Raw genomic sequence first — 21,641 nt, 5'->3', positions numbered from 1 at the left:
CAATCGCGTGTCGATCGCCACCCGAAAGTCGAGCAAATACTCATGCGGCGCCCGCCATCTGAGACGAAATCTGCGCGTCGCCTGGGGCCATCAGGTGGCCAATCTGTGGACAAGCATGTGGACTGTCAAACGGGGCTCAGGAGCGTGATTTTTGGGTTGCAGATTGGTTCCGAAGGAGGGAGTTTAGCGCCCGGAAGTCGGGAGGCGCGTCGGGCCACGAAGCGCCAGAAATCGCAGAAAAATCGGTGACATCGGTGTGGGCGGCGCGTCCATGCCCGGGCTGGCTTCGGCCGGCGCCGGGGCTTGGAAGGGCTGCCGCCCCGCGAGCAGCGCAGGACCCGGCACCTCGGCGAAGGTGCCAGGGCGTCCTATGGGTATTCCACAAGCTGGGAACAACCTGTGGATTATTTGTCCCTGCTGCGCGCGGCGAGTGGCGGGGGTCGCTGAGCGGGGTTCCCGCACCGGAGCTTTTTGGCGCTCGCGACCACACCGGTGGGCTACGTTGCGGGCCGATGTCCGCGTGCAACGGCCCCCTTTCCCGCGCGCCGCGCGCGTTCCTCGCGATCGCCGCGGGGAGCCTCGCCGGGTGGCTCGTCGCGGGCGCCGCGGCCGCGCAGGCTCCGCCGCGGGATGCACAGGCGGAGGCGGTCCTGAAGGACGCGATGGGGACCGACTACTTCGAGACGCGGTTCGCGCACGCGGAGCGCAAGCTCAGGGCCGCGATCGACGCCTGCGGCGCGTCGGGCTGCTCGCCCGCGGTCAAGGCCAAGCTGCTCGTCGCGCTCGGCACCGTGCTCGCTCAGGGCAGGAAGGGGCTGGAGGACGCGCGCGACGCGTTCGCGGAGGCCCTCCGCGTCGATCCCTCGGCGAGGCTGGACCCGGATCTGACGACCCCGGAGCTCTCGCTCGCGTTCGAGCAGGCGCGCGCGGCCACCGGCGCCGGAGCGCCCGCGGCGGCCGGAGCGCCCGCGGCGGCCGGAGTGCCCGCGGCGGCCGGAGCGCCCGCGGCACCTGAAGCGCAGCTCCAGGTCGCGCCGCTGCCCGAGCAGCGCGTCCGCACGCCTGTCCCGCTCTACGTCGAGGTCCCTGCCGAGCTGCTGCCCAGCGTGAAGCAGGTGATCGTCTGGTACCTGGCGCCCGGCGAGCGCGAGTACCGCTCCCTCGTCATGAAGAAGCTGCGGGGCCAGGGGTTCGGCATCAACGTGCCGTGCGCCGCGGTGGGAAGGAAGGGGAAGCTCCAGGTTCACGTCGCTGCCGTCGACGAGGACGGCGCGATCCTCGCGAGCGCCGGCACGCGCGACGCCCCGCTGGTCACGCAGATCAGGGCGCGCATCACCTCGGCGCCGCCCCGCTGGCCGGGCCACGCTCCGCCGGAGGAGTGCGCAGCCCCGGAGCAGGAGCGGCCGCGGCAGTGCCTCGACGACCGGCAGTGCAACGGCGGGCTCGCCTGCGTCGGCGGCGCGTGTGTCGCGCGGGCCGCGGCGAAGGCTGCGCCGGACGTCCGGAGGAACTGGGTCGCCCTCACCTTCTCCCCCGACGTCGCGCTGCTCTCCGGCCGGGATGTGTGCGCCGTCGCGTCGCAGCAGGGCGACAATTTCGTGTGCCTGCGCGACGACGGGACCCGGTACGACGGCACGCCGACGAAGAACGTCGCGAACGACGTGAACCTCGGCTTCGCGCTCGCGACGTTGCGGGTGACGCTCGCCTACGATCGGCTGGTCCTCGACAACCTCACGGTCGGCGGCCGCGTCGGCTTCGCGACCGGCGGCACGACCGAGGGCGGCGCCTCGTTCCTGCCGCTCCACCTCGAGGCGCGCGCCCAGTATTTCCTCGCCGCGCGGCCGTTCGAGCGCACCGGCGCGCGCCCGTTCGTGCTCGCGGCCGCCGGGGTCGCGCAGGTCGACACCGAGGTCGACGTGGAGGTCCTCGAGGACGCGAGCGCTTGCGGAGCCGACCCTGACGACAACACGAGCCCGTGCACGAGGCCTGGCCGGAGCGGGAGGGTCGAGGCTCGGCAGCAGACGCTCGCCGCTACCCGGCAGGCGGGCCAGGGGTTCGCGTCGGTCGGCGCGGGCGTTGCTTATGCGCCGATCGAAGCCGTCTCGCTGAACCTCGCGCTCCGCGCGAGCCTCACCTTTCCCGTCGTAACCACCGTCCTCTCCCCGGAGGTCGGTCTTTCCCTGGGGTTCTGAATGGCCGACACCTCGGATCTGCGCCGGGGGGCGATTCCCCCGGGCGCGCTGCGCAACCCGAAGATCGATGCGGCGATCGAGCGCGCCGCGCAGCTCGGCGATCCTGCCGAGCTGCTCGCGCTGCTCGATCGCAGCTCCGGCCTGCCCGCCCGGCGCGGCGGGGTGCGCGCGCCCGGCCCCGACCTGGGCCCGAACGCCCCGTTGCCGCGCGTGAACATGGATCTCGCGCGGGCGGTCGGCGCGGCGATCGCGGACCGCGGCGCGCCGGCCGAGCGGCTCGTGCGGGCGCTCTGCTCGACCACCGAGGAGTACGCGCTCATCGTGGCGGCTCAGGCGCTCGCCTCGCTCGCGGTGCAGGGTGCGGCGCGGGCGAGCGGAGCGGGGCGCGCGCCACGCGCGGGCGGCGGGCGGGGTGGGTTCGATCCGCTCGAGGGGCTCGAGGAGCTGGCCGAAGATCCGCGGCGCGTCGTGCGCGACGGGGTCGTGGCGGCGCTCCGCGCCGTCATCGCGGCGCGCGGCGACGCGCTGGTCGGCGAGCTGTCGTCCTGGACCGACGGCTACCTGCAGGCGTACGTCGCGCTCGAGGCGCTCGCCGAGCGCACGCTGCTCGCCGGGCTCTCGGCGGGCGCGGAGCTCGTCGCCCGCCTCGAGGAGGCGTTCGTGCTCTCGGATCGCTCCGCGCGCGCCGACGAGCGGCTGCAGGGGCTGCGCCTCCTCCGGCAGGGCATGCCCGCGCAGATCGCGGCCTTCGCCGGCCGCTTCCCCGAGGTCGTGCGCTGGCTCGAGGAGAAGACGCGGGCGGAGCGCCCCGAGTCGCGCGCCGTCGTGTCAGAGGCGATCGCGGCGCTCCGGAAGGCGTCCTTCTCGATCGCGGAGGTCGACCGCCTGTCCGCGGCGCTCAGCGCGACCGCCCCGCCGGCGCGCGACGCGGCGCGGATCGTCCAGGGGACACGCAAGCGGAGCAAGGGGCGGCGGTAGGCGACGGCGGGCCCCGGCCGCCGTCGCGATGAGCCCCGGATCGCACGAGATCAGGCGGCCTGCTGCGCCCCCTCCGGCGCTCCGGCGCCGCCCTGCTGCTCCCGTTCGGCCTCGGTGAACAGGAACTGCAGCGCCGCCGGCGCGCGCCGGCGCCACGCGTCCTCGCAGTGGGCCCCGTCCTCATCCGGGCAGAACAGCAGGTTGTCCTCCCCGTAGCCCTGCTGGCGAAGGTGCTCCACGAGCCGCGCCGCGTCGCGCAGCACCGAGCCGCCGTCCTCCTGAGCGCCGGCGTCGACGTACAGCCGAGAGCTCGCCGGGGCGGCCCGGGACACGAGGACCTCGAAGATCTTCCGCTCGGCGAACCAGAGCGATGGCGACATGCAGAGCGCGGCCCCGAACACGTCGGGGCGGCGGAAATGGGCATAGAGCGCCGCGAGGCCCCCCATGGATGCGCCGCCGATCGCCGTGCTGGCCGGGTCCCGCCGCACCGGGAAGCGCTCCTGTACGGCCGGCACGATCTCGGAGGTGAGCCAGCCCAGAAAATCGTCGAGCTTTCCTTCGCTGCCGTCGCCCGGAAACGGCGACAGCTCCGTCAGCCGCTCGGCCCCGCCATGATCGATCCCCACGAGCACGGGCGCCTCGAGACCTCGTCCGGCGAGATCACGGACGGCCTCGTGAAGGTGCCACCCTCCGCTGTAGGAGGGGTCGTCGTGAAAGATGTTCTGCCCATCGAACAGGAAGAGCACAGGCGATGGCCCCCGATGCGCCCCCTCGTCGGGCAGGTAGACACGCACGTTGCGCTCCCCGTAGAAGCCAGGAATTCGGTAGGGACCGAGGAGATAGATGATATGTGTTTGCGCGGAGGTCTGCTGTTCCACAGTCCCCGTGTGAAGCAATCACCAGGCCGCCACTCGGCTGCTGCTCTCCCGCTGCGGCGCGCGGCGCGGCGCAGGCCATCTCGGATCCCGGGCCGCGCCGCGCCGCCGTGGCAGAACGCCTCGCGCGTGACACGCTGCTGCGAGCAGGCGGCTGCTGCCGCGCGTGCCGGCGCTAATTGCAGCTCGCCTCGGAGCTGCCGCCGAACACCGTGGTCCAGTAGGACCCGTAGGTCCCGCCCCCGGTCGCCCGCCCGATGCCGATGACCTTGTAGGCAGAGCCGAGCATGTTTTTGTTGTGGCCGTCCGAGTTCTTCCACTGAGTGAACGTCGCCTGCGCCGCCGCATTGCCAGCGGCGATGTTCTCGGCCATGGCGGTGCCCCCGCAGCCGAGCTCGTAGCAGGCGTTGCACATGCGGGTCCACGGCGTCCGGCCATCGAGGCTCGTATGCGAGAAGTAATTCTGATCGCGCATGTCCTCGCTGTGCCCCTGAGCGGCGCGGCTCATCGAGGTGCAGGCCGAGAGCGCGCCGAGGCCGTTCTCCGCGCGATACTGGTTGATGATGGCGAGGAACGCCTGCTCCTCGGTGTCGAGCGGCGTCGTGCTGGGCCCGGCGCCGCTGCACATCTGACAGGCGCCGCAGTCGCTCGAGCAGCTCGAGCAGTCCTCACCCGTGCCGCAAACGCCGTTCCCGCAAACCTCGCCGCTCGTCGAGCCGCCGCTGCCGCCCGCGCCGCCGCTGCCGCCCGCGCCGCCGCTGCCGCCCGCGCCGCCCGTGCCGCCGCTGCCGCCCGCGCCGCCGCTGCCGCCCGTGCCGCCGCTGCCGCCCGCGCCGCCGCTTCCGCCCGCGCCGCTGCCCGGCGTCGCGGGGCCGCACGCCGCCTGCACGTAGAGCCGCTTCGCGTTCCTCCTGCACGGATCGCCGGAGAAGGTCGCGTTGCTCGCCTGCACGGTACAGCTCGCCTTTCCGAGGCACGCGCGCTCCACCACGGCCTTCGACGTCGGCGCGTTGCACGACGTGGCGGCGTAGCCGCCGCAGACCCCGCGCGGCCTGCCGTAGCTCGCGAACTGGATCGCCGTGATGACCTCGCCGGCAGGACAGGAGAGCTCGACGTCCGACCCCTCCGGCGCGGTATCGCACACCGCCCCCACGAGCGGCGCGGACTTCTCCTCCGACAGCTCCGCCGGCGGCTCCTCGTCGACCTCGGTCGAGGCGAGGCAGCCGACAGCAGAACAGCCAGCGAGGAAGGCGAGGACAAGCGTCCTGTGCAAAGCGCTCATATGCATGCTCCTTGTTCTCTAAGCCTGTCTGAGCTCGGCCCGCCGCGACATCGCGGCTCGCGCCAGCACGTACGCCGGGGCACACGGCGCCGGGGCGGGCCACCCCAGTACAGCGTTGTTCAGGGGGCGGAGTAGCGCACGGCGCGATCCCACGCGGCGCAGCGCCTCCCTTCGTTTCGCTCACGACACGGTGTCACCGGACCGCTGGCATGTCCAGGTATGAAACACCCCAGCGCGCATGTTTTGCCGCCGGCTCACTGGATCTTTTCAAGATTCATGAAACCGATCTTCGCGAGCCTCGACGACACGGGATTTGTTCACGCAAAGGCGGTGTGAGATATGGAGCCAGCAGGGCACAACATCTCCCCTGGTCCGAAGGGTGGGTGTCCGTGCCCCGAGCGAAAACGCGCTCATCGGGCATGGCACAGCGACGACACCATTCCAGCCTCCGCCGGCCGGAATCGTGCATCGATGGGCTCCCGGGCGGCGGCAGGCGGCATGTCCGCAGCATGTCAATCGAACGCCCCCACGCTCCCCGCGACTCCCCTGCTCCTCGCACACCGCCACGTCCCATCTCACGTCCCATGGCCCGCCTGAGCGCCCTCGCTCGCTCACGTCCACAGCAGAGCTCGTCCTTGCGCCGCAGCCGCGCCGCGGGGCGTGGCCCTCCCGCAGGCCGCACGCGCAGCCTCACCGGCGCAGCGTGGCGGCTGTCGCGATCGCGAGGAGGCGCGCGTAAGGCGCCGCTAGGTGAGTAAGCCGAGTAAGCCGAGCAAGCCGGGTAAGCCGAGTAAGCCGGGTAGCTGCGCGGCGACCCCGCAGCACGGCCGCTCGACAGCGAACCGCGAGGCCGCACCCGCGGCGGCTCCTGTGCTATGACCGCCCTCCATGCGCCTCAAGGACCGCGTTGTCTTCATCACCGGAGCTTCCCGCGGCATCGGCCGGACCGTCGCCCTCGCCTGCGCGCGAGAAGGCGCGGATATCGTCGTCGCCGCGAAGACGGAGGTCGCCGAGAACCCGCGCCTCCCGGGCACGATCCACGACGTCGCCCGCGAGGTCGAGCAGCTCGGCCGCCGCGCGCTGCCCATCAAGCTCGATGTCCGCGACGACGAGGCCTGCAAGAGCGCCGTCGCCACGGCCGTCGAGCGCCTCGGGCGCATCGACGCGCTCGTCAACAACGCGGGCGCGCTCTGGTGGGCCGACGTCGTGGACACACCCATGAAGAAGTTCGACCTCATCATGGGCATCAACGTGCGCGCGTCGTTCGCCCTCTCGCAGGCCGTCCTCCCCCACATGATCGCGCAAAAATACGGCCACATCATCATGATGTCGCCCCCCGTCGACCCCGCGGCGTGCGCCCACCACGGGGCCTATGCGGTCTCGAAATTCGGCATGACGATGATCGCCGACGCCATCGCCGGCGAGTACGCCGAGCACAACGTCACCGCCCACGCCCTCTGGCCCTCGACCGCGATCGAGAGCTTCGCCACCATCAACTTCGGCCTCGGCGGCCCGGAGCTCTGGCGCAAGGCGGATATCCTCGCCGACGCGACGCTCGCCCTGCTCTCGCGCGAGCCGTCGGCCCGGCGCGGCAAGGCGTGGATCGACGAGGCCCTGCTCCGCGAGGAGGGCGTCACCGATTTCTCGAAGTACCAGTGCGTGCCCGGCGTGGAGCCGCCGCACTTCCCCTTCACCGCGATCCCCAAGGCGACGACCACGAAGCGATGAGGCGCACCCCGTGACCCGCGAGGAAGACAAGAAGGCGCGCCCCGCCGCGCTCGGCGGCATCGATCCCGGGCCGGAGCTCGCCGCGGTCTTCGACGACCTCGAGACGCTGCTCAAGAACGGCGACGTGATCGAGGCGCTCACGTCGCGCGGCATCAACGCGAGCCTCGCCCTGCTCGCCGCCGACGCGCTCCGGGCCTACCTTTCGGGCCGCAAGGCCGACGCGGCGGAGGACTTCGCGACCGCCGCGGAGGAGATCCGCGGCCGGCTCGCCGCGAGCGCAGAGGCGCCGGGGTCGGACGACGGATCGCCGGGGGAGCCGTCACGCTCGAACGGGAGGCGCTGAATGGGCACGGGCTTCGGAGCAGAGCAGACACCCGAGCCGGGCGATGGCGCGCGGCCGGAGCCCCCCTGGGGACCGGCCGCGGCCCTCTCCGGCGCCGACTACTCGGCCGTCGAGCTCGCGCAGGGCGACGACCGCGTGTTCCTCCTCGAGCAGCGCGATCTGCCCGAGCGCGAGCGCTACCTCACCGTGACCGACGCCGCCGGCGTCGCCGAGGCCATCCGGACCATGGTGGTCCGCGGCGCCCCGGCGATCGGCATCGCCGCAGCGTACGGGATGGCGCTCGCCGCGCGCGCCGGCCGCGACGAGGGCGCCTCCAGCTACGTCGCCGCCATGCGCGCGGCGGGGGAGCACCTCGCCGCCGCCCGGCCCACCGCCGTGAACCTCGGGTGGGCGGTGCGGCGCATGATCGCCACGGCCCTGCAGCACGCCGGGCGCCGCGGCGATGAGCGCGCGCGGGAGCTCGCCGAGCTCGCGCGCGAGATCCACCGGGAAGACGTCGCCGCGTGCCACCAGATGGGCCGCGCCGGCGCGGCGCGCCTGCCGGAGTCGGGCACGGTCCTCACCCACTGCAACGCCGGCGCGCTCGCGACGGGCGGCTACGGCACCGCGCTCGGCGTCATCCGCGCCGCCATCGAGGAGGGCAAGGCGCTCCGCGTGCTCGCGTGCGAGACCCGCCCGTACCTCCAGGGCGCCCGCCTCACGGCCTGGGAGCTCCAGCGGGACGGCATCCCCGTCGAGGTGATCTCCGACTCGATGGCCGCGTGGTTCATGCAGAAGGGCGAGATCGGCGCCGTCGTCGTCGGGGCCGACCGCATCGCGCGGAACGGCGACGTCGCGAACAAGATCGGGACCTACGGCCTCGCCTGCCTCGCGCGTCACCATGGCGTCCCGTTCTACGTGGCCGCCCCGTGGAGCACGATCGACCTCGCCACCGAGAGCGGCGCGTCGATCCCGATCGAGGAGCGGAGCCGCGACGAGCTGGCCGTCGTCGGCGGCCTCCGCGTCGTCCCGCCCGGCGTGCCCGTCCGGCACCCGGCCTTCGACGTCACCCCCGCGGAGCTCGTCACGGCCATCTTCACCGAGCGCGGCAAGCTGACGACGCGCGAGATCAGCCGCTCCGTGCCGCCGGCCGGCTGACGCGGGGCGCGAGCGGCTCCGGCGCGCGATCGTCCCGGAGCGCGTCACGGCGCGCGTCACGGAGCGCCGCGGAGCGGGCGCGCGCCCTCCCCCTCGCGCTCCCCCGCCGCATGGGCTAAGGACACCCCTGATGGCGCAGTTCTCCCCCAAACCTGAATGGCTCAAGGTCCGCGCTCCCGGGGGTGATACCTACCACCACCTCAAGGAGACGTTCCGCAAGCTCGATCTCCACACCGTCTGCGAGGAGGCGCGCTGCCCGAACGTCGGCGAGTGCTGGCGCGAGGGGACCGCGACGGTGATGCTCCTCGGCGACGTGTGCACGCGCGGCTGCCGCTTCTGCGCGGTCACGACCGGCGATCCCCGCGGCGCCGTCGACGTGCGCGAGCCGGAGCACGTGGCCCGCGCGATCGCCCGGCTCTCGCTCCAGTACGTCGTGATGACGATGGTCAACCGCGACGACCTGCTCGACGGCGGCGCCGAGCACGTCGCCCGCACGGTGAGCCGCCTGCACGCGCTCCGCCCCGACCTGCTCATCGAGACGCTGGTCGGCGACTTCCAGGGCCACATGAGCGGCGTCGACACGGTCGTCGACGCCGGGCCCGACGTCTTCGCCCACAACGTGGAGGTCGTCCGCCGCATCACGCGCGTCATCCGCGACGTCCGGTCGAGCTACGATCAGTCGCTCGCGGTGCTGCGGCGCGCGAAGGAGCGCCAGCGGCGGCTCGCCGCGGAGGCCGCCGAGGGAGGCGCGCCCCCGCCGCGGCGGCTCACGAAGAGCTCGATCATGGTCGGCATCGGCGAGACCGACGACGAGGTCCTGGAGGCGCTCCGCGACCTGCGCGAGGCCGGGGTCGACATCGTGACGATCGGCCAGTACCTCCGCCCCTCCTCGAAGCACGCGCCCGTGCACCGCTTCGTCGAGCCGGAGACGTTCGCCGCGTTCGAGCGCGCTGCGCTCGAGATGGGCTTCCTCTACGCCGCCAGCGCGCCGCTCGTGCGGTCGAGCTACAAGGCGGCCGAGGTCTTCGTCCGCAGCCTGATGGACCGAGGCGGCGCGGCGCCGCCCGCCGGCGCCGCCGCCCCCGGCGAGGATCCCGCGGGCGCGGCGTCCATCGAGGCGCTCCTCGAGGAGCGCCTCGCCGTGGCGCGCCGCGAGGCCGCCCGCCTCACCGCAGAGCTCGATCCGGACGAGCCCGGTCCGCTCGGCGCCCCGACGACGGCGTCGTCCAGCCCAGCGCGGCTCGTCCCGGCGGCCTCCCTCGTCCGCCGCTAGCGCGGCGCTCATCCGCACAGGAGACGGCCCCAGATCGCCGTTTTCGGCCCGCAAGCGCGCTCCCGTGTGCTGAGCACCGACGCGGCCTCCCTCCCCGGTCCGCCGCCAGAGCGGTGCTCATCCGCACAGGAGACGGGCCCAGATCGGCGTTTTCGGCGCGGAAGCGCACTCCGGTGCGCTGAGCACCGAAAACGCCGAGATGGGCCCGTATCCGAAGCGGATGGGCACCGCTCTTGACGCTTCACGGCGTTTGGCTGAGCGTTGTGCGCGGCAGGAGGGTCCAACACCACGATGTCCGCTCCCATCAACAGGCGCCCCGGCGGCATCGCTCCCGGCGTCCCGCGTCTCGGCTCGGAGAGACCCCGCGTGCGCGTGGCGTCGATCCTCGCCCAGGCGGCGAGGGCCTACAGCGCACGCCCTCCGATCGAAGACATCACGATGCCCACCGGCTTCGATCCCGCCGCGGTGGCGCTCTTCGAGACGATCATCGAGGCCGCGTTCCTCGTCGCGAACGCCGACGACCACTTCGACGACGAGGAGCGCGAGCGCTTCCAGGCGATCGTCGCGGGCGCCTGCCAGAACCTCGTCCACGAGAAGCAGCTCGAGGCGCTCATCGCCGATCTCGGCGAGATGCTGGCCGAGGACGGGCTGGAGAAGCGCATCACCATGGTCTCCCGCACGATCGCGCGGACCGAGCACCAGCGCGAGGTGCTCCGCGTGGCGGCCTCCATGGCGCACGCCTCCGGCGGCGTGAGCGCGCAGGAGCACGCCGTGCTCGAGCAGCTCGCGCGCGGGTTCAAGCTCGACGCGGCCGCCGTCGACGAGGCCCTCGCGCAGGCGGCCGAGCCCGTGAACGTCTAGCGTGGACGTCGGCGCCGCCGCGTACGGCGGGAAACGCGCATCAGGGCGCGCGCCGGTTCGAGCTCGCCGCGGCGAGTCAAACCCCGAGCGCGATCGCTGCGACGAGTCAACGTCACGTCAACGTCACGCGTAAATCGAATGAGCGGACGCCGCGTCTCGGCACTGGTCTCGGGCAGCGCCTTTGGTTAGTGTCCACGCGAGCCGATGAGCACCGCGACGTACTCCACCGACCGCCCGCCGAACGTCTCAGGGGCAAGCCTGGAGCCGCAGGCTGCCGTCGCCCGGCACCCGCTCGACACGTGTGCCGACGACGTGATCAAGGTCCTGCGCGACGACGGCTCGCTCGATCCCGCCAACGATCCGAAGCTCGACCCGTCGGAGGTGATCGCCCTCTACAAGACCATGGTGCGCGTGCGCCAGCTCGACGAGCGCCTCGTGGCGCTGCAGCGCCAAGGGCGCATCGGGTTCCACATCGGCTCGCTCGGCGAGGAGGCTGCGGTCCTCGGCAGCGTCTTCGCGACGCGGCCCCAGGACTGGGTGTTCCCCTGCTACCGCGAGTTCGGGGCGGCGCTCTGGCGAGGGCTGCCGCTCCAGCGGTACATCGACAACATGTTCGGCAACGCGAACGATACGGTGAAGGGGCGGCAGATGCCGGACCACTACACCTACCGCGAGGGGCACTTCGGCTCGGTCAGCTCGCCCATCGGCACGCAGATCACGCAGGCCGTCGGCTTCGCGTGGGCCGCGAAGCTGAAGCGCGACGAGCTGGCGTCGCTCGTCTACTTCGGCGACGGCGCGACGAGCTCGTCCGATTTCCACAGCGGCCTGAACTTCGCGGGCGTGTTCAAGGTGCCGGTCGTCTTCTTCTGCCGGAACAACGGTTGGGCGATCAGCGTGCCGACCGAGCGCCAGACGTCGAGCAACACGTTCGCGGCCAAGGGCGTCGCGTACGGCGTCCCCGGGGTGCGCGTCGACGGCAACGACGTGTTCGCCGTGGTGAAGGTGACGCGCGACGCGATCGCGCGCGCGGCGGCCGGCGAGGGCGCGACGCTCATCGAGGCGATGACGTACCGCCTGTCGGGCCACTCGACGAGCGACGACCCCAAGGCGTACCGCCCCGACGCCTGGCTGGATCCGTGGCGGCGGCTCGATCCGATCGCGCGGCTGCGGCAGCACCTCGAGCGCACCCAGGGCTGGACGGAGGCGCAGGATCGCGAGATCGAGGCGGCGCTCGACGCGGAGGTCAAGGCCTGCATCGCGGCCTCGGAGAAGGTCCCGCCGCCGCCGCTCGACTCGATGTTCGAGGACGTCTATGCGGAGCCGCCCTGGCACCTCGTGGAGCAGCGGGAGCAGCTCAAGGCGGGCCCCAGGCCCAAGGGCCACGGCCACTAGCTGGGACGCGTGGACGGCGGGGCCTGCGTGGCGGCTCGCCGGACGGCGGCGCGGCGGGGGTGGCGCCGCTGCCTGCGATCGGCGGGGACCCCAGGGGAGCCGGGGCGCCGGTGAGGTTGTACCCCCACCTTTAGGCCGAGAGACGGAGACAAAGCGCATGCCTCAGATGAACATGGTCCAAGCGATCAACGACGCCCTACGCCACGAGATGCGGCGGGACTCGCGGGTCGTCGTGCTCGGCGAGGATGTCGGCAAGGTCGGCGGCGTGTTCCGCGTGACCCAGGGCCTGTTCGACGAGTTCGGGGACGACCGGGTGATCGACACGCCGCTCTCGGAGTGCGGGATCGTGGGGACGGCGATCGGGATGGCGCTGTACGGCCTCGTGCCGGTCCCGGAGATCCAGTTCGCCGACTTCATCTACCCCGCGTACGACCAGATCGTGTCCGAGCTGGCGAAGTACCGCTACCGCTCGGGGGGCGAGTACCCGTCGAAGCTGGTCATCAGGACGCCGTTCGGCGGCGGCATCCGCGGCGGGCACTACCACTCGCAGTCGCCCGAGGCGCAGTTCGTCCACGTGGCGGGCCTGAAGGTCGTGTGCCCGTCGAACCCGGCCGACGCGAAGGGCCTCTTGCTCTCGTCGATCCGGGATCCGGATCCGGTGCTGTTCTTCGAGCCGAAGCGCATCTACCGCGCGGCGAAGGGCGACGTCCCCGACGGCGAGTACACGGTCCCGCTCGGCCAGGCGAAGGTGGTCCGGCCGGGCTGGCACGCGACGCTCGTGGTCTGGGGCGCGATGCTCTACGAGGCGCTCGACGCGGCGAACCAGGCGGCCGCGCAGGGCATCGAGTGCGAGGTGATCGACCTGCGCACGCTGTGGCCGCTCGACATCGACACGGTGATCGAGTCGGTGAAGCGGACGGGCCGGTTCATCGTGGTGCACGAGGCGCCGAAGAGCTGCGGCCTCGGGGCGGAGCTCGTCGCGCTGGTCAACGAGAAGGCGTTCCTCCACCTAGAGGCGCCGCCGCTCAGGGTGACGGGCTTCGACACCCCGTTCCCCTACACCCTCGAGAACGAGTACCTCCCGCTGTCGCATCGTATCCTTCCGGCGATCCTGGAGACGGCGAGGTACTGACGCATGGGCAAGTACGAGTTCAGGCTTCCGGACATCGGCGAGGGCGTCACGGAGGGGGAGATCGTGAGCTGGCTGGTGTCGCCGGGCGACGTGGTCGCCGAGGACCAGCCGATGGTCGAGGTGATGACCGACAAGGCGACGGTGACGATCACGTCGCCGCGCTCGGGCCGGATCGTGGAGACGCGGGGCAAGGTGGGCGGGATCGTCCCGGTCCACTCGGTGCTCGTCGTGTTCGACCTCGACGACCGGCCCGCGGCGCCGCCGCCTGCGTCGGGGTCGGGGATGCGCCAGGCGGCCGCGAAGGCCGGCCCCGGTGGGCCCTCGGCGGCCCCGAAGGCCGGCCCTGCGGAGCCCGCGGCGACGGCGGTCGGCGACATCCGGGAGGACCTCCCGGGGATGAACCTGGCGCCGCCGACGCGGTCTGCGTGGGCGAACGGCAGCCTGGGCGCGGGCGCGGCGGCCTACTTCAACGAGAAGCCGCTGGCGACGCCGGCGACGCGCAAGCTGGCGCGCGATCTCGGGGTCGATCTGCGGCGCGTGCCGCCGACCGGCCCGGCGGGCCGCGTGACGAAGGACGACGTGCGGGCGCTCGAGGCGCCCGAGGAGGCGGCGCCTGCGGCGGCCCCTGCGTTGCCCGAGGCGGCGCCGAGGCGGGTGGCGGACGCAGGGGAGCGCGCGGCGGCGAGGCCCGGCCTGCTGGACGAGGCGCGGGGGCACGGGGCGGACCGGCCCGAGGTGGAGCGCGGCCGGGGGTTGCCCTCGGCGCCTCGCGACGAGCGCATCCCGCTGCGCGGCGTGCGCAAGCGGACCTTCGAGGCGATGTCGCGGTCGAAGCACACGGCGGCGCACTTCACCTTCGTCGAGGAGTGCGACGTGTCGGCGCTGAAGGAGCGCCGCGCGCGCCTGCGCCCGCTGGCCGAGAAGGCGGGCGTCAAGCTGACCTTCCTGCCCTTCTTCGTGAAGGCCGTGGTCGCGGCGCTCAAGAAGCACCCGATGTTGAACAGCGCGTTCGACGAGGCCGCGCAGGAGATCGTCGTCAGGAAGAGCTATCATATCGGCATCGCGTCCGCGACCGAGGCCGGGCTCATCGTGCCGGTGGTGCGCGACGCGGATCGCCGGAGCGTGCTGGAGATCGCGCAGGAGATCGCGCGGCTCAGCGAGGACACGAAGTCGGGGCGGGTGAAGCCGGAGGATCTCGGCGGCTCGACGTTCACGATCACGTCGCTCGGCCAGCAAGGGGGGCTGTTCGCGACGCCGATATTGAACTTCCCGGAGGTCGCGATCCTCGGGATCCACCAGATGAAGCAGAAGCCGGTGGTGCGCGACGGGCAGATCGTGATCGGCGAGGTGATGCTGGTGTCGCTGTCGTTCGATCACCGGATCATCGATGGCCACGTGGGGGCGGCGTTCGCTTACGAGATCATCGGGTACCTGGAGGATCCGGATCGGCTGTTCCTGGAGATGAGCTGAGCACAGGCGCCGCGGAGATCGCCCACGCGCGGTCGGCCGCTGCCTCGGTATGTGGAGCACGCGTTTCGCAGATACCCGCGCTACGCCGTCTTCGCGCGCGGCTCTCTCCGGTTCCATCTGGATGAGCGCGATCAGGACCTCCTGGTCGCCCTCTCCCGCAGGGGGCGCGGCCTCCCTGAGCTCTGGTGCGCGGCGCACAGGTAGAGCACGGCGGCGCACCTCGTGCGCCCACCTCGTCGATCGCGTGCTGGCGGCGGCATCCGTGAGACACCGGGTGCTCTCTTTACCATTCGAGATCCGGCGCCTAGAGCACCAATCGCGTTGGAGTCGCGAGGAAATCAACAGAAGGGAAGAGCAACCGCAAGGGCGCGAGGGGCGCAAGGGGAAGGCAAGAAAATATCTCGTCTCTGGTCCCTGGCGCCCCTTGCGCCCTTGCGGTTGCTCTCCTTCCCGCATTCCTTGCCCTTGGAGCTTGCTTCCCGGCAGAACGGTTGGTCATCGCAACTTATTGAATTCATACAACTTTCAACCTGTTCGGCGCTCTGGCTGTGTCTCGCGCGGAGGTCGCGACGGCGATGGGGAGGACATTCGTCGAGGAGATCGCGAGCGTCCAGGACCAAGCGGCGGCGACGAACGGAGCCACGTTCCTGCTCGGGCGCGATCCGATCCTGGACGGCCTCGAGAGGGGGCCTCCGCCCGAGATGGCCCCGCCGAGCGACGCGAGCGTACCCGTTCGGACCGTGAGATTACGCCGCAGCGCTGCTCGTCGCGCCTCCGGCATACCAATCCAACACGGCTCGATGAACATGGTTGTCTTGGGCACGTCGATGCGAGAAATGCGCAGCGGCTGAGGACGCCGCGCACATCGGCACCAGACATCGACGTACTCCGCGGACGGCGCCGTCGGTCGCACCGGGGCACTTCTCCGCCGTCCATGACTTGATACGTGGTCGTGCCCCGACCGCGCCGGACGAGACAGCCGATGTGGTGACCACCGGCGCAGCGACACGGAGGCGCGAGTCACCTCGGCGAATCACGCGCGCCGAGGCTGCCGATCCCCCTGCATGTGTGCGGGACGGGCATTTTCCACCGTTCTCTGAACGCAAAAAGGATCCATGCGGCGGAGGAACCATCTCGATCACCCGCGGCTCCGGCGAGCCAGGGTTAGTTTATGGATTACGCAAAAGTCCCGACTCTGGCGGCTCCAACGAATGCCATCTCGCCAGCAACGCGCTGTTGTATGCGCGCGCGGGTAGCCCTCCAGCGCACAGAGGGGGACCGGCATACGACCTGCTCTACCGGTCATCGAGATGCCTTGAGCCACAGGCGACTGCAAGGCATCAGGGAGGACACATGCGACCGGTTCATAGCACCATGGTAACGATCATGTTCGTGGCGATCGCTCAGACGATGGGTTGCGCCGTCGACACGGGAGGAGACAACGACGGGATGACGGGAGAGGTCGCCCTCGACGAGGTGGACGAGGCGCTGGACCACGAGACGACGGCGAACGTGAGTGACAGCGATACGTCTGAGAGCCGCTCGGGGGTGACGCCGCGTGAGTTCGGCTTTGGCTGGAACGACGGATGGGACCGCAACAGGTTCCCGTGCGATCGCGACGACCGCTTCCACAGGTGTCCGTGCGATCGCGACGACTTCTTCAACAGGCACCCTTGCGATCGCGACGACTTCTTCTGCAGGCACCCTTGCGATCGCGACGACTTCTTCCGCAGGCCCCCCTGTGGCTTTCCCTGCTTCCCCTGCTTCCCCTGCTGTTCGGGGTTCGGCTTCTAGGACGCGGACCACGCGGTGAGCGGCACCGGGCTTCGAGCCTGACACTCACCCGCAGCGCCCCAGCGGCGCTGCGGGCGGCGTGGCGAGAGAGGCGCCTCGTGCGCCGAAGCTCCAGGAGGAGCCCCGTCGGAGCCATCGCAGCCTCGACCGTACGCCCGCAGCGGCGACGTGGAGCCCGGCTGGGTCCCGGGGTTCCTGCGCGTGAGGTTCGGGATTGGAAGACACGCCGAAGCATGTACTGGTGCTGCGGTCGGTGGGTGTCCCCCCCCGACCGCAGCACCAGTGCGACGTTAGACGATCTACCCCATGGCGCTGGACAGCGCTTGGACCTTGCTGCGCAGCGCCGATCCGTGAGACCTTTCGTAGGGGAGGTCACAGAAGGCAACCCTCTAGACAGACCTGCTCCGGCGGCTTCGGTCGACCCATCGATGGATAGTTAGGCGCATTCCATGACGACGATCCTCTTTTGTAGTCAGCCGTTCAGCCCTCGCGAGGTCGACGCCGATTTCGCCGAGGAGCACACCGCGGCCCACGGCGCGGGCTTCTCCACGGCCCTCATCGACCACACCAGGGCGTCGGAAGGCGACGCTCCCGGGGCGGTACGTCATGTGCCGACAGAGCCGTCGACAGCGGTCTACCGGGGCTGGATGATGCGTGTCCAGCAGTACGCAGCGTTCCATGCGGCGCTCGCCGCAAGGGGAACATCCCTGGTGAACGACCCGGACGCGTATCGGTTCTGCCACCACTTGCCGGAGAGCTACCCCGCGCTCGAGGGAGACACGCCGCGGACCACGTGGCTTCCGGTGCAAGGACCGGTGGAGCTCAGCCAAGTGTTCGAGCGGCTGCAGCCTTTCGGCTCGGGTCCGGTCATCGTCAAGGACTTTGTAAAGTCTCAGAAGCACTACTGGAACGAGGCCTGCTTTATCCCGAACGCCGAGGACCGACCCGCCGTCGAGAGGGTGGTCCGGCGGTTCATCGAGCTCCAGGGGGAAGACCTGAACGAGGGCCTCGTCTTCAGGGAGCACGTACCGCTCCGGATCGTCGGTCGTCACCCGCGGAGCGCGATGCCTCTGGCCGCCGAGGTGCGCACGTTCTGGTTCGATGGTGAGCTGCTCCTAACCCACCCCTACTGGGGCGACCTGGCCACGCCACCGGCGCCGCCCCCGAGCGACTGGATGCACCACATGGCGAGCCGCGTCCGGAGCCGCTTCTTCACCATGGATGTCGCCCTCCGCGAGGATGGTCGCTGGACGGTCATCGAGCTCGGCGATGGGCAGGTCGCCGGCCTACCCGCCATCGGCTTAGCAAAGCAGCTTTACGAACGGCTTCGCGGAGCGCTTCCATGAGGGCTGGGTTGCTCGCTCGGTTGTACCCCCGAAGGAGAAGGACATGGTGAGAGGACGAACGCAGCGGACCGCGGCCGTCGGGGTCGCCGAGCACGGAAACTCGGCGGTGCTCGTCACTGTCGCGCCGGACGGCGAGCTCCTCGATCGCCGGCGCATCGACCTCACCCAGCGCGGCATGCCGACGCACCCACATCACCACGAGGGGTCGTGGGCGGTGGGCCGTTACCTGAACACCCCCGGAGCGCGACAACTCTCGCTCGCTGACGCCGTGGCGCTCGTCGAGCGCGTGCGGGCGTCCGCTGCGCGCGGCGCGCGCGAGAGCCTCGAGGCGCTGGCCGCCGCGGTGCCCGTGCCGATCGCGAGCATCGCGATCCGCGTGTGCCCCACGCTTCCACCGACGATCGAGGAGCGGATCGCCGACAACCGCGCGCAGACCGTCGCCGACTCCGTCATGTATCGCGAGGCCCTCGCGACCGCGGCCGAGGCGCGCGGCTGGTCCGTGCATTGGTACGACCGCGAGCGCGTGTTTTGCGACGCTGCAACGGTGCTCGGCCGCGAGGACATAGACGCTTTTCTGCACGCGATGGGTCGATCGATCGGGCCGCCTTGGCAGGCCAAACACAAGCTTGCGGCGGCAGCGGCGCTCGCGGCCGCAGGGCATCCAGCGCGGCGGACAACCGCCGGATGACATGCAGTCCCGTTCCCCTCTCCTCTTGGCGGCCTTGGCGCCGTGGCGGTCGTCCTGCCGAATCGGGGCGGCGCCCCGAGGCGCGGACGCGTGCGCGAGGTGGCGCAGAAGTCAGCCGTGAGGCGCTCCAGCTTATCCTCCGGGCTCCCGTCCCTGGTCGCCGCGCCGTCCTGCGCTCAGTCGAGGACCGCGGTGGCCTCGACCTCGACCAGGTGCTCCGGGTCGGAGAGCGCGCTGATGCCCAGCAGCGTGCCCGGCGGGACCGGGACGACTCCCAGCTTCGCGGACGCCCGAGCGATCCCCTCCAGCAGCAGGGGCATCTTGTCGGGAGTCCAGCCGACGGCGTAGATGGTCAGCTTCGCCACGTCGTTGAAGGAGCCGCCGACCCCGGCCAGGGCGGTGGCGACGTTGAGGTAGCACTGCTCGACCTGAGCGGCGAAGTCGCCCACGCCGACCGTGCGCGCGTCGGCATCCCAGGCGACCTGGCCCGCGATGAACACGAGCTTCGACCCGGTGGCGATCGACACCTGTCGGTACGCCTCGATCTTCGGCAACCCGCTGGGGTTCACCAGGGTGATGGCCATGCTGTCTCCTTGTCGTAAGAGCCCGTGGGCTCGCGTTCCCCAAACAACCCGACCGTCGAGCCCCTCGTGGCGGCCACGCCGGTCAACCCGTCAACCAGCGGTGCTGCACGCAAGCGCCGCCCTGGTAAGCGCACGATCGTCCTCTCCCCGCGCGGGGCGGCGTGCCCCGCCGCGTGCAGCCTAGATGCGCCCGCCCGGCCGCGACCGGTAGGCCCACGGCGCGGAACGGGCCGATGAGCGCTGCTATACAATCGCGCCATGAACCGCGCGACGGACCGCTTCGAGGGTCTGACCGTCTTCCTCACCGTGGCGAGGCACCGGAGCTTCCGCGCCGCCGCCGCGGAGCTCGGCGTGACCACGGGCGCCGTGAGCCAGGCGATCCGCGCGCTCGAACGCCGCGTCGGCCTCCCGCTGTTCTCGCGCACGACCCGCCGTGTGGGGCTCACCGAGGCCGGCGAGCGGCTGCATGAGCGCATCGCGCCGGCGGCCGGTGAGATCGGCGCCGCGCTCGAGGCGCTCGACGAGCTCCGCGGCCGGCCCGCGGGTCTGCTCCGCCTCACGGTCCCTCGGACGGCCGTGCCCTTCGTGATCGAGCCGGTGCTCGCGCGCTTCCGCCGCACTTACCCCGACGTGGCCGTCGAGATCTCGGTGGACGACGCCTTGGTCGATCTCGCCGAGGCCGGCTTCGACGCCGGCGTGCGGCTCGGCGAGGACCTCGCCCAGGACATGACCGCCGTGCGCCTCACGCGGGATCTCCGCTGGCTCGTGGTCGGCGCGCCGGCGTATTTCGCGGCCCACGGCCGCCCGGAGGAACCCGAGGATCTGCTCGCGCACACGTGCATCCGCTACCGATTCCAGACCTCCGCGCTCTATCGCTGGGAGTTCGTGCGCGATCAGCGCGAGATCACCGTGCACGCTCCCGGCACGCTCACGGTGAACGACGCCAATCTGGCGGTGTCCCTCGCGCGCGACGGGCTCGGGCTCGCGTACATGTTCGATCTGGCCGTCGCGGCGGATCTGGCGAGCGGGGCGCTGGCGACAGCGCTCGAGCGCCATGCGCCGACGGGGCCCGGGTTCTTCCTCTACTTTCCCGCCCGCGCGCAGACGCAGGCGAAGCTGCGAGCGTTCATCGACACGGCGCTCACCGTGCTCATGCCGGAGGGCCGGCGAAAGGCGAATGAGGCGCTCGCCGCCTCGTGAGCCTCCTCGCGCTCCTCTTGAGACCCCTCGTCGGTCGACGCGCGCGCTGCCAGACGACGATCCGCGTCGCCGCCTCACGCACCTCCAGAGATCCTTTATCGGTCAACCCGCGCGCTGCCAGGCGACGATCCGCGTCACCGCCTCGTCGACCTGCTCGACCGGGGCCGCGAAGGACAGCCGGACGTACCGCGCGCCGCCTGCGCCGTCGAAGTCGGTGCCCGGCGTGAGCGCCACGCCCGTGTCGGCGAGCAGCCGCTCGCACCACGCGACGGAGTCGTCCGTGCCGACGTCGGCATACAGATAGAAGGCGCCGTCGGGCGGGGCGACCTTCCAGCCGAGCTCGGGCAGCCTCCGCAACAGCAGGTCGCGCGCGGCCGCGTAGCCCTCCACCAGCCGGTCCGCCTCGGCGTACGCCTCCGGGGTCAGGGCCGCGAGCGCCGCGTGCTGCGCCAGGGCGGGCGGGCACAGCGCAAGGTTCCCCGCCAGCGCGTCGACCGTCGGGACGAGATCCGGCGGGAGCACGAGCCACCCCAGGCGCCAGCCCGTCATGGCCCAGTACTTCGAGAAGCTCGAGACGACGATGGCGCCCGCGTCGCCGTAGCGCGCCGCCGTGGCCTGGCGCCCGGCCCACGCGCCGTACGTGAGGCCGTGGTAGATCTCGTCGCTCACAAGCCGGACGCCGTGCTCCGCGCACCAGCGCGCCATCGCGTCGAGCTCCGCGGCGTCGACCATCGTGCCCGTCGGGTTCGCCGGGCTCGCCAGGATCAGGCCGTCGAGCTTTCCGCCGTCGTGCGCGGCCATGAGCTGCGACGTCGTCGGCTGGAACCGGCTCGCCGGGCCGCACGGCAGCTCGACCACCTCCACGCCGAGGGAGCGAAGGATGTTCCGGTACGCCGGGTAGCCCGGGCGAGCGAGCGCCACGCGGTCCCCCGGCTCGAACGCCGCGAGGAACGCCAGCAGGAACCCGCCCGACGACCCGGTGGTGAGGGCGACGCTCGACGGGTCGAGGTCCACGCCGTACCAGCGGCCGTAGTGCTCCGCGAGCGCACGGCGCAGCGCCGGGATGCCGAGCGCCTCTGTGTACCCGAGGTCGCCCTCAGCGAGGAGCGCGGCCGCCCGCTCGCGCACGACGGCGGGCGCCCCTGAGCCCGGCTGGCCCGCGCACAGGCTGATGACCGATTCGCCCGCCGCGCGCCGCGCGTTGGCGGCGGCGAGCACCTCCATGACCGCGAAAGGCGGCACCTGCGAGCGGCGGCTGATCCTCACCCGGCCACCCTCCCCCCGCACCGACCACGTGCCGCGCCACCCCGGCCGGCGCCCGTCGGCACCGGCCCCCGCGCCGCCGGCACCACCACCGCCCCGCGCC

General features: G+C 71.7%; 18 protein-coding genes. 14 read left to right on the top strand and 4 right to left on the bottom strand.

Annotated features, from left to right (window positions below):
* Positions 1 to 512 precede the first annotated feature (512 nt).
* Positions 513 to 2,192, top strand: coding sequence for a hypothetical protein (locus WME90_RS08615; protein ID WP_437280601.1), 1,680 nt, complete (start codon positions 513 to 515; stop codon positions 2,190 to 2,192).
* Positions 2,193 to 3,170 (top strand): hypothetical protein, encoded by a 978-nt coding sequence (locus tag WME90_RS08610; RefSeq protein WP_437280600.1) that lies wholly within the window; start codon positions 2,193 to 2,195, stop codon positions 3,168 to 3,170.
* 50 nt (positions 3,171 to 3,220) lie between these two features.
* On the opposite strand, the gene WME90_RS08605 is transcribed toward WME90_RS08610, so the two are convergent.
* On the bottom strand, positions 3,221 to 3,964 hold the full coding sequence (locus tag WME90_RS08605) for an alpha/beta hydrolase (protein ID WP_437280599.1): 744 nt from the start codon (positions 3,962 to 3,964) through the stop codon (positions 3,221 to 3,223).
* Positions 3,965 to 4,220: 256 nt separating this feature from the next.
* Positions 4,221 to 5,327: a CAP domain-containing protein gene (locus WME90_RS08600; RefSeq protein WP_437280598.1), complete on the bottom strand. Its 1,107-nt coding sequence runs from the start codon at positions 5,325 to 5,327 to the stop codon at positions 4,221 to 4,223.
* 888 nt (positions 5,328 to 6,215) lie between these two features.
* Between WME90_RS08600 and WME90_RS08595 the strand changes: the two genes are divergently transcribed.
* From WME90_RS08595 to WME90_RS08545, 11 genes are all read left to right on the top strand, one after another.
* Complete coding sequence (locus WME90_RS08595; RefSeq protein WP_437280597.1) at positions 6,216 to 7,055, top strand: SDR family oxidoreductase; 840 nt, start codon at positions 6,216 to 6,218, stop codon at positions 7,053 to 7,055.
* 10 nt (positions 7,056 to 7,065) lie between these two features.
* A complete protein-coding gene (locus WME90_RS08590; RefSeq protein WP_437280596.1) occupies positions 7,066 to 7,398 on the top strand; it encodes a hypothetical protein in 333 nt (110 codons plus the stop codon).
* Complete coding sequence (mtnA, locus tag WME90_RS08585; RefSeq protein ID WP_437280595.1) at positions 7,399 to 8,535, top strand: S-methyl-5-thioribose-1-phosphate isomerase; 1,137 nt, start codon at positions 7,399 to 7,401, stop codon at positions 8,533 to 8,535. It abuts the gene before it with no gap.
* Positions 8,536 to 8,665: 130 nt separating this feature from the next.
* Complete coding sequence (gene lipA / locus WME90_RS08580) at positions 8,666 to 9,808, top strand: lipoyl synthase (protein WP_437280594.1); 1,143 nt, start codon at positions 8,666 to 8,668, stop codon at positions 9,806 to 9,808.
* A 291-nt stretch (positions 9,809 to 10,099) separates the two neighbouring features.
* Positions 10,100 to 10,669 (top strand): tellurite resistance TerB family protein, encoded by a 570-nt coding sequence (locus WME90_RS08575; RefSeq protein WP_437280593.1) that lies wholly within the window; start codon positions 10,100 to 10,102, stop codon positions 10,667 to 10,669.
* Between the two features lie 204 nt (positions 10,670 to 10,873).
* A complete protein-coding gene (locus WME90_RS08570; protein ID WP_437280592.1) occupies positions 10,874 to 12,061 on the top strand; it encodes a thiamine pyrophosphate-dependent dehydrogenase E1 component subunit alpha in 1,188 nt (395 codons plus the stop codon).
* A 157-nt stretch (positions 12,062 to 12,218) separates the two neighbouring features.
* On the top strand, positions 12,219 to 13,193 hold the full coding sequence (locus WME90_RS08565) for an alpha-ketoacid dehydrogenase subunit beta (RefSeq protein WP_437280591.1): 975 nt from the start codon (positions 12,219 to 12,221) through the stop codon (positions 13,191 to 13,193).
* A 3-nt stretch (positions 13,194 to 13,196) separates the two neighbouring features.
* The gene (locus tag WME90_RS08560) at positions 13,197 to 14,663 is read left to right on the top strand and encodes a dihydrolipoamide acetyltransferase family protein (RefSeq protein ID WP_437280590.1); all 1,467 of its coding nucleotides are present in this window, start codon (positions 13,197 to 13,199) and stop codon (positions 14,661 to 14,663) included.
* Positions 14,664 to 16,037: 1,374 nt separating this feature from the next.
* Positions 16,038 to 16,457 (top strand): hypothetical protein, encoded by a 420-nt coding sequence (locus WME90_RS08555; RefSeq protein ID WP_437280589.1) that lies wholly within the window; start codon positions 16,038 to 16,040, stop codon positions 16,455 to 16,457.
* 449 nt (positions 16,458 to 16,906) lie between these two features.
* The gene (locus WME90_RS08550) at positions 16,907 to 17,803 is read left to right on the top strand and encodes an ATP-grasp domain-containing protein (protein ID WP_437280588.1); all 897 of its coding nucleotides are present in this window, start codon (positions 16,907 to 16,909) and stop codon (positions 17,801 to 17,803) included.
* Positions 17,804 to 18,017: 214 nt separating this feature from the next.
* A complete protein-coding gene (locus tag WME90_RS08545) occupies positions 18,018 to 18,491 on the top strand; it encodes a hypothetical protein (RefSeq protein ID WP_437280587.1) in 474 nt (157 codons plus the stop codon).
* Between the two features lie 176 nt (positions 18,492 to 18,667).
* On the opposite strand, the gene WME90_RS08540 is transcribed toward WME90_RS08545, so the two are convergent.
* Positions 18,668 to 19,075, bottom strand: coding sequence for a RidA family protein (locus tag WME90_RS08540; RefSeq protein WP_437280586.1), 408 nt, complete (start codon positions 19,073 to 19,075; stop codon positions 18,668 to 18,670).
* A 258-nt stretch (positions 19,076 to 19,333) separates the two neighbouring features.
* Here WME90_RS08540 and WME90_RS08535 point away from each other — a divergent pair, with 258 nt between their 5' ends.
* Positions 19,334 to 20,275: a LysR substrate-binding domain-containing protein gene (locus WME90_RS08535; RefSeq protein ID WP_437280585.1), complete on the top strand. Its 942-nt coding sequence runs from the start codon at positions 19,334 to 19,336 to the stop codon at positions 20,273 to 20,275.
* Positions 20,276 to 20,377: 102 nt separating this feature from the next.
* Here the strand turns inward: WME90_RS08535 and WME90_RS08530 are convergent, their stop codons facing one another.
* On the bottom strand, positions 20,378 to 21,541 hold the full coding sequence (locus tag WME90_RS08530) for a pyridoxal phosphate-dependent aminotransferase (RefSeq protein WP_437280584.1): 1,164 nt from the start codon (positions 21,539 to 21,541) through the stop codon (positions 20,378 to 20,380).
* Between the last annotated feature and the right edge of the window lie 100 nt (positions 21,542 to 21,641).

Origin of the sequence: Sorangium sp. So ce375 (genome assembly GCF_051473855.1) — a bacterium.
GTDB lineage: Bacteria > Myxococcota_A > Polyangia > Polyangiales > Polyangiaceae > Sorangium.
The sequence above is the reverse complement of the archived record's forward strand: the minus strand, read 5'-3'. Positions and strand labels throughout refer to the sequence as shown.

Coding starts and splice junctions, on each gene's coding strand:
- WME90_RS08610 (WP_437280600.1), top strand. CDS start 2,193: ATGGCCGACACCTCGGATCTGCGCCGGGGGGCGATTCCCCCGGGCGCG.
- WME90_RS08600 (WP_437280598.1), bottom strand. CDS start 5,327: ATGAGCGCTTTGCACAGGACGCTTGTCCTCGCCTTCCTCGCTGGCTGT.
- WME90_RS08575 (WP_437280593.1), top strand. CDS start 10,100: ATGTCCGCTCCCATCAACAGGCGCCCCGGCGGCATCGCTCCCGGCGTC.
- mtnA (WP_437280595.1), top strand. CDS start 7,399: ATGGGCACGGGCTTCGGAGCAGAGCAGACACCCGAGCCGGGCGATGGC.
- lipA (WP_437280594.1), top strand. CDS start 8,666: ATGGCGCAGTTCTCCCCCAAACCTGAATGGCTCAAGGTCCGCGCTCCC.
- WME90_RS08560 (WP_437280590.1), top strand. CDS start 13,197: ATGGGCAAGTACGAGTTCAGGCTTCCGGACATCGGCGAGGGCGTCACG.
- WME90_RS08540 (WP_437280586.1), bottom strand. CDS start 19,075: ATGGCCATCACCCTGGTGAACCCCAGCGGGTTGCCGAAGATCGAGGCG.
- WME90_RS08555 (WP_437280589.1), top strand. CDS start 16,038: ATGGTAACGATCATGTTCGTGGCGATCGCTCAGACGATGGGTTGCGCC.
- WME90_RS08615 (WP_437280601.1), top strand. CDS start 513: ATGTCCGCGTGCAACGGCCCCCTTTCCCGCGCGCCGCGCGCGTTCCTC.
- WME90_RS08565 (WP_437280591.1), top strand. CDS start 12,219: ATGCCTCAGATGAACATGGTCCAAGCGATCAACGACGCCCTACGCCAC.
- WME90_RS08550 (WP_437280588.1), top strand. CDS start 16,907: ATGACGACGATCCTCTTTTGTAGTCAGCCGTTCAGCCCTCGCGAGGTC.
- WME90_RS08535 (WP_437280585.1), top strand. CDS start 19,334: ATGAACCGCGCGACGGACCGCTTCGAGGGTCTGACCGTCTTCCTCACC.
- WME90_RS08595 (WP_437280597.1), top strand. CDS start 6,216: ATGCGCCTCAAGGACCGCGTTGTCTTCATCACCGGAGCTTCCCGCGGC.
- WME90_RS08570 (WP_437280592.1), top strand. CDS start 10,874: ATGAGCACCGCGACGTACTCCACCGACCGCCCGCCGAACGTCTCAGGG.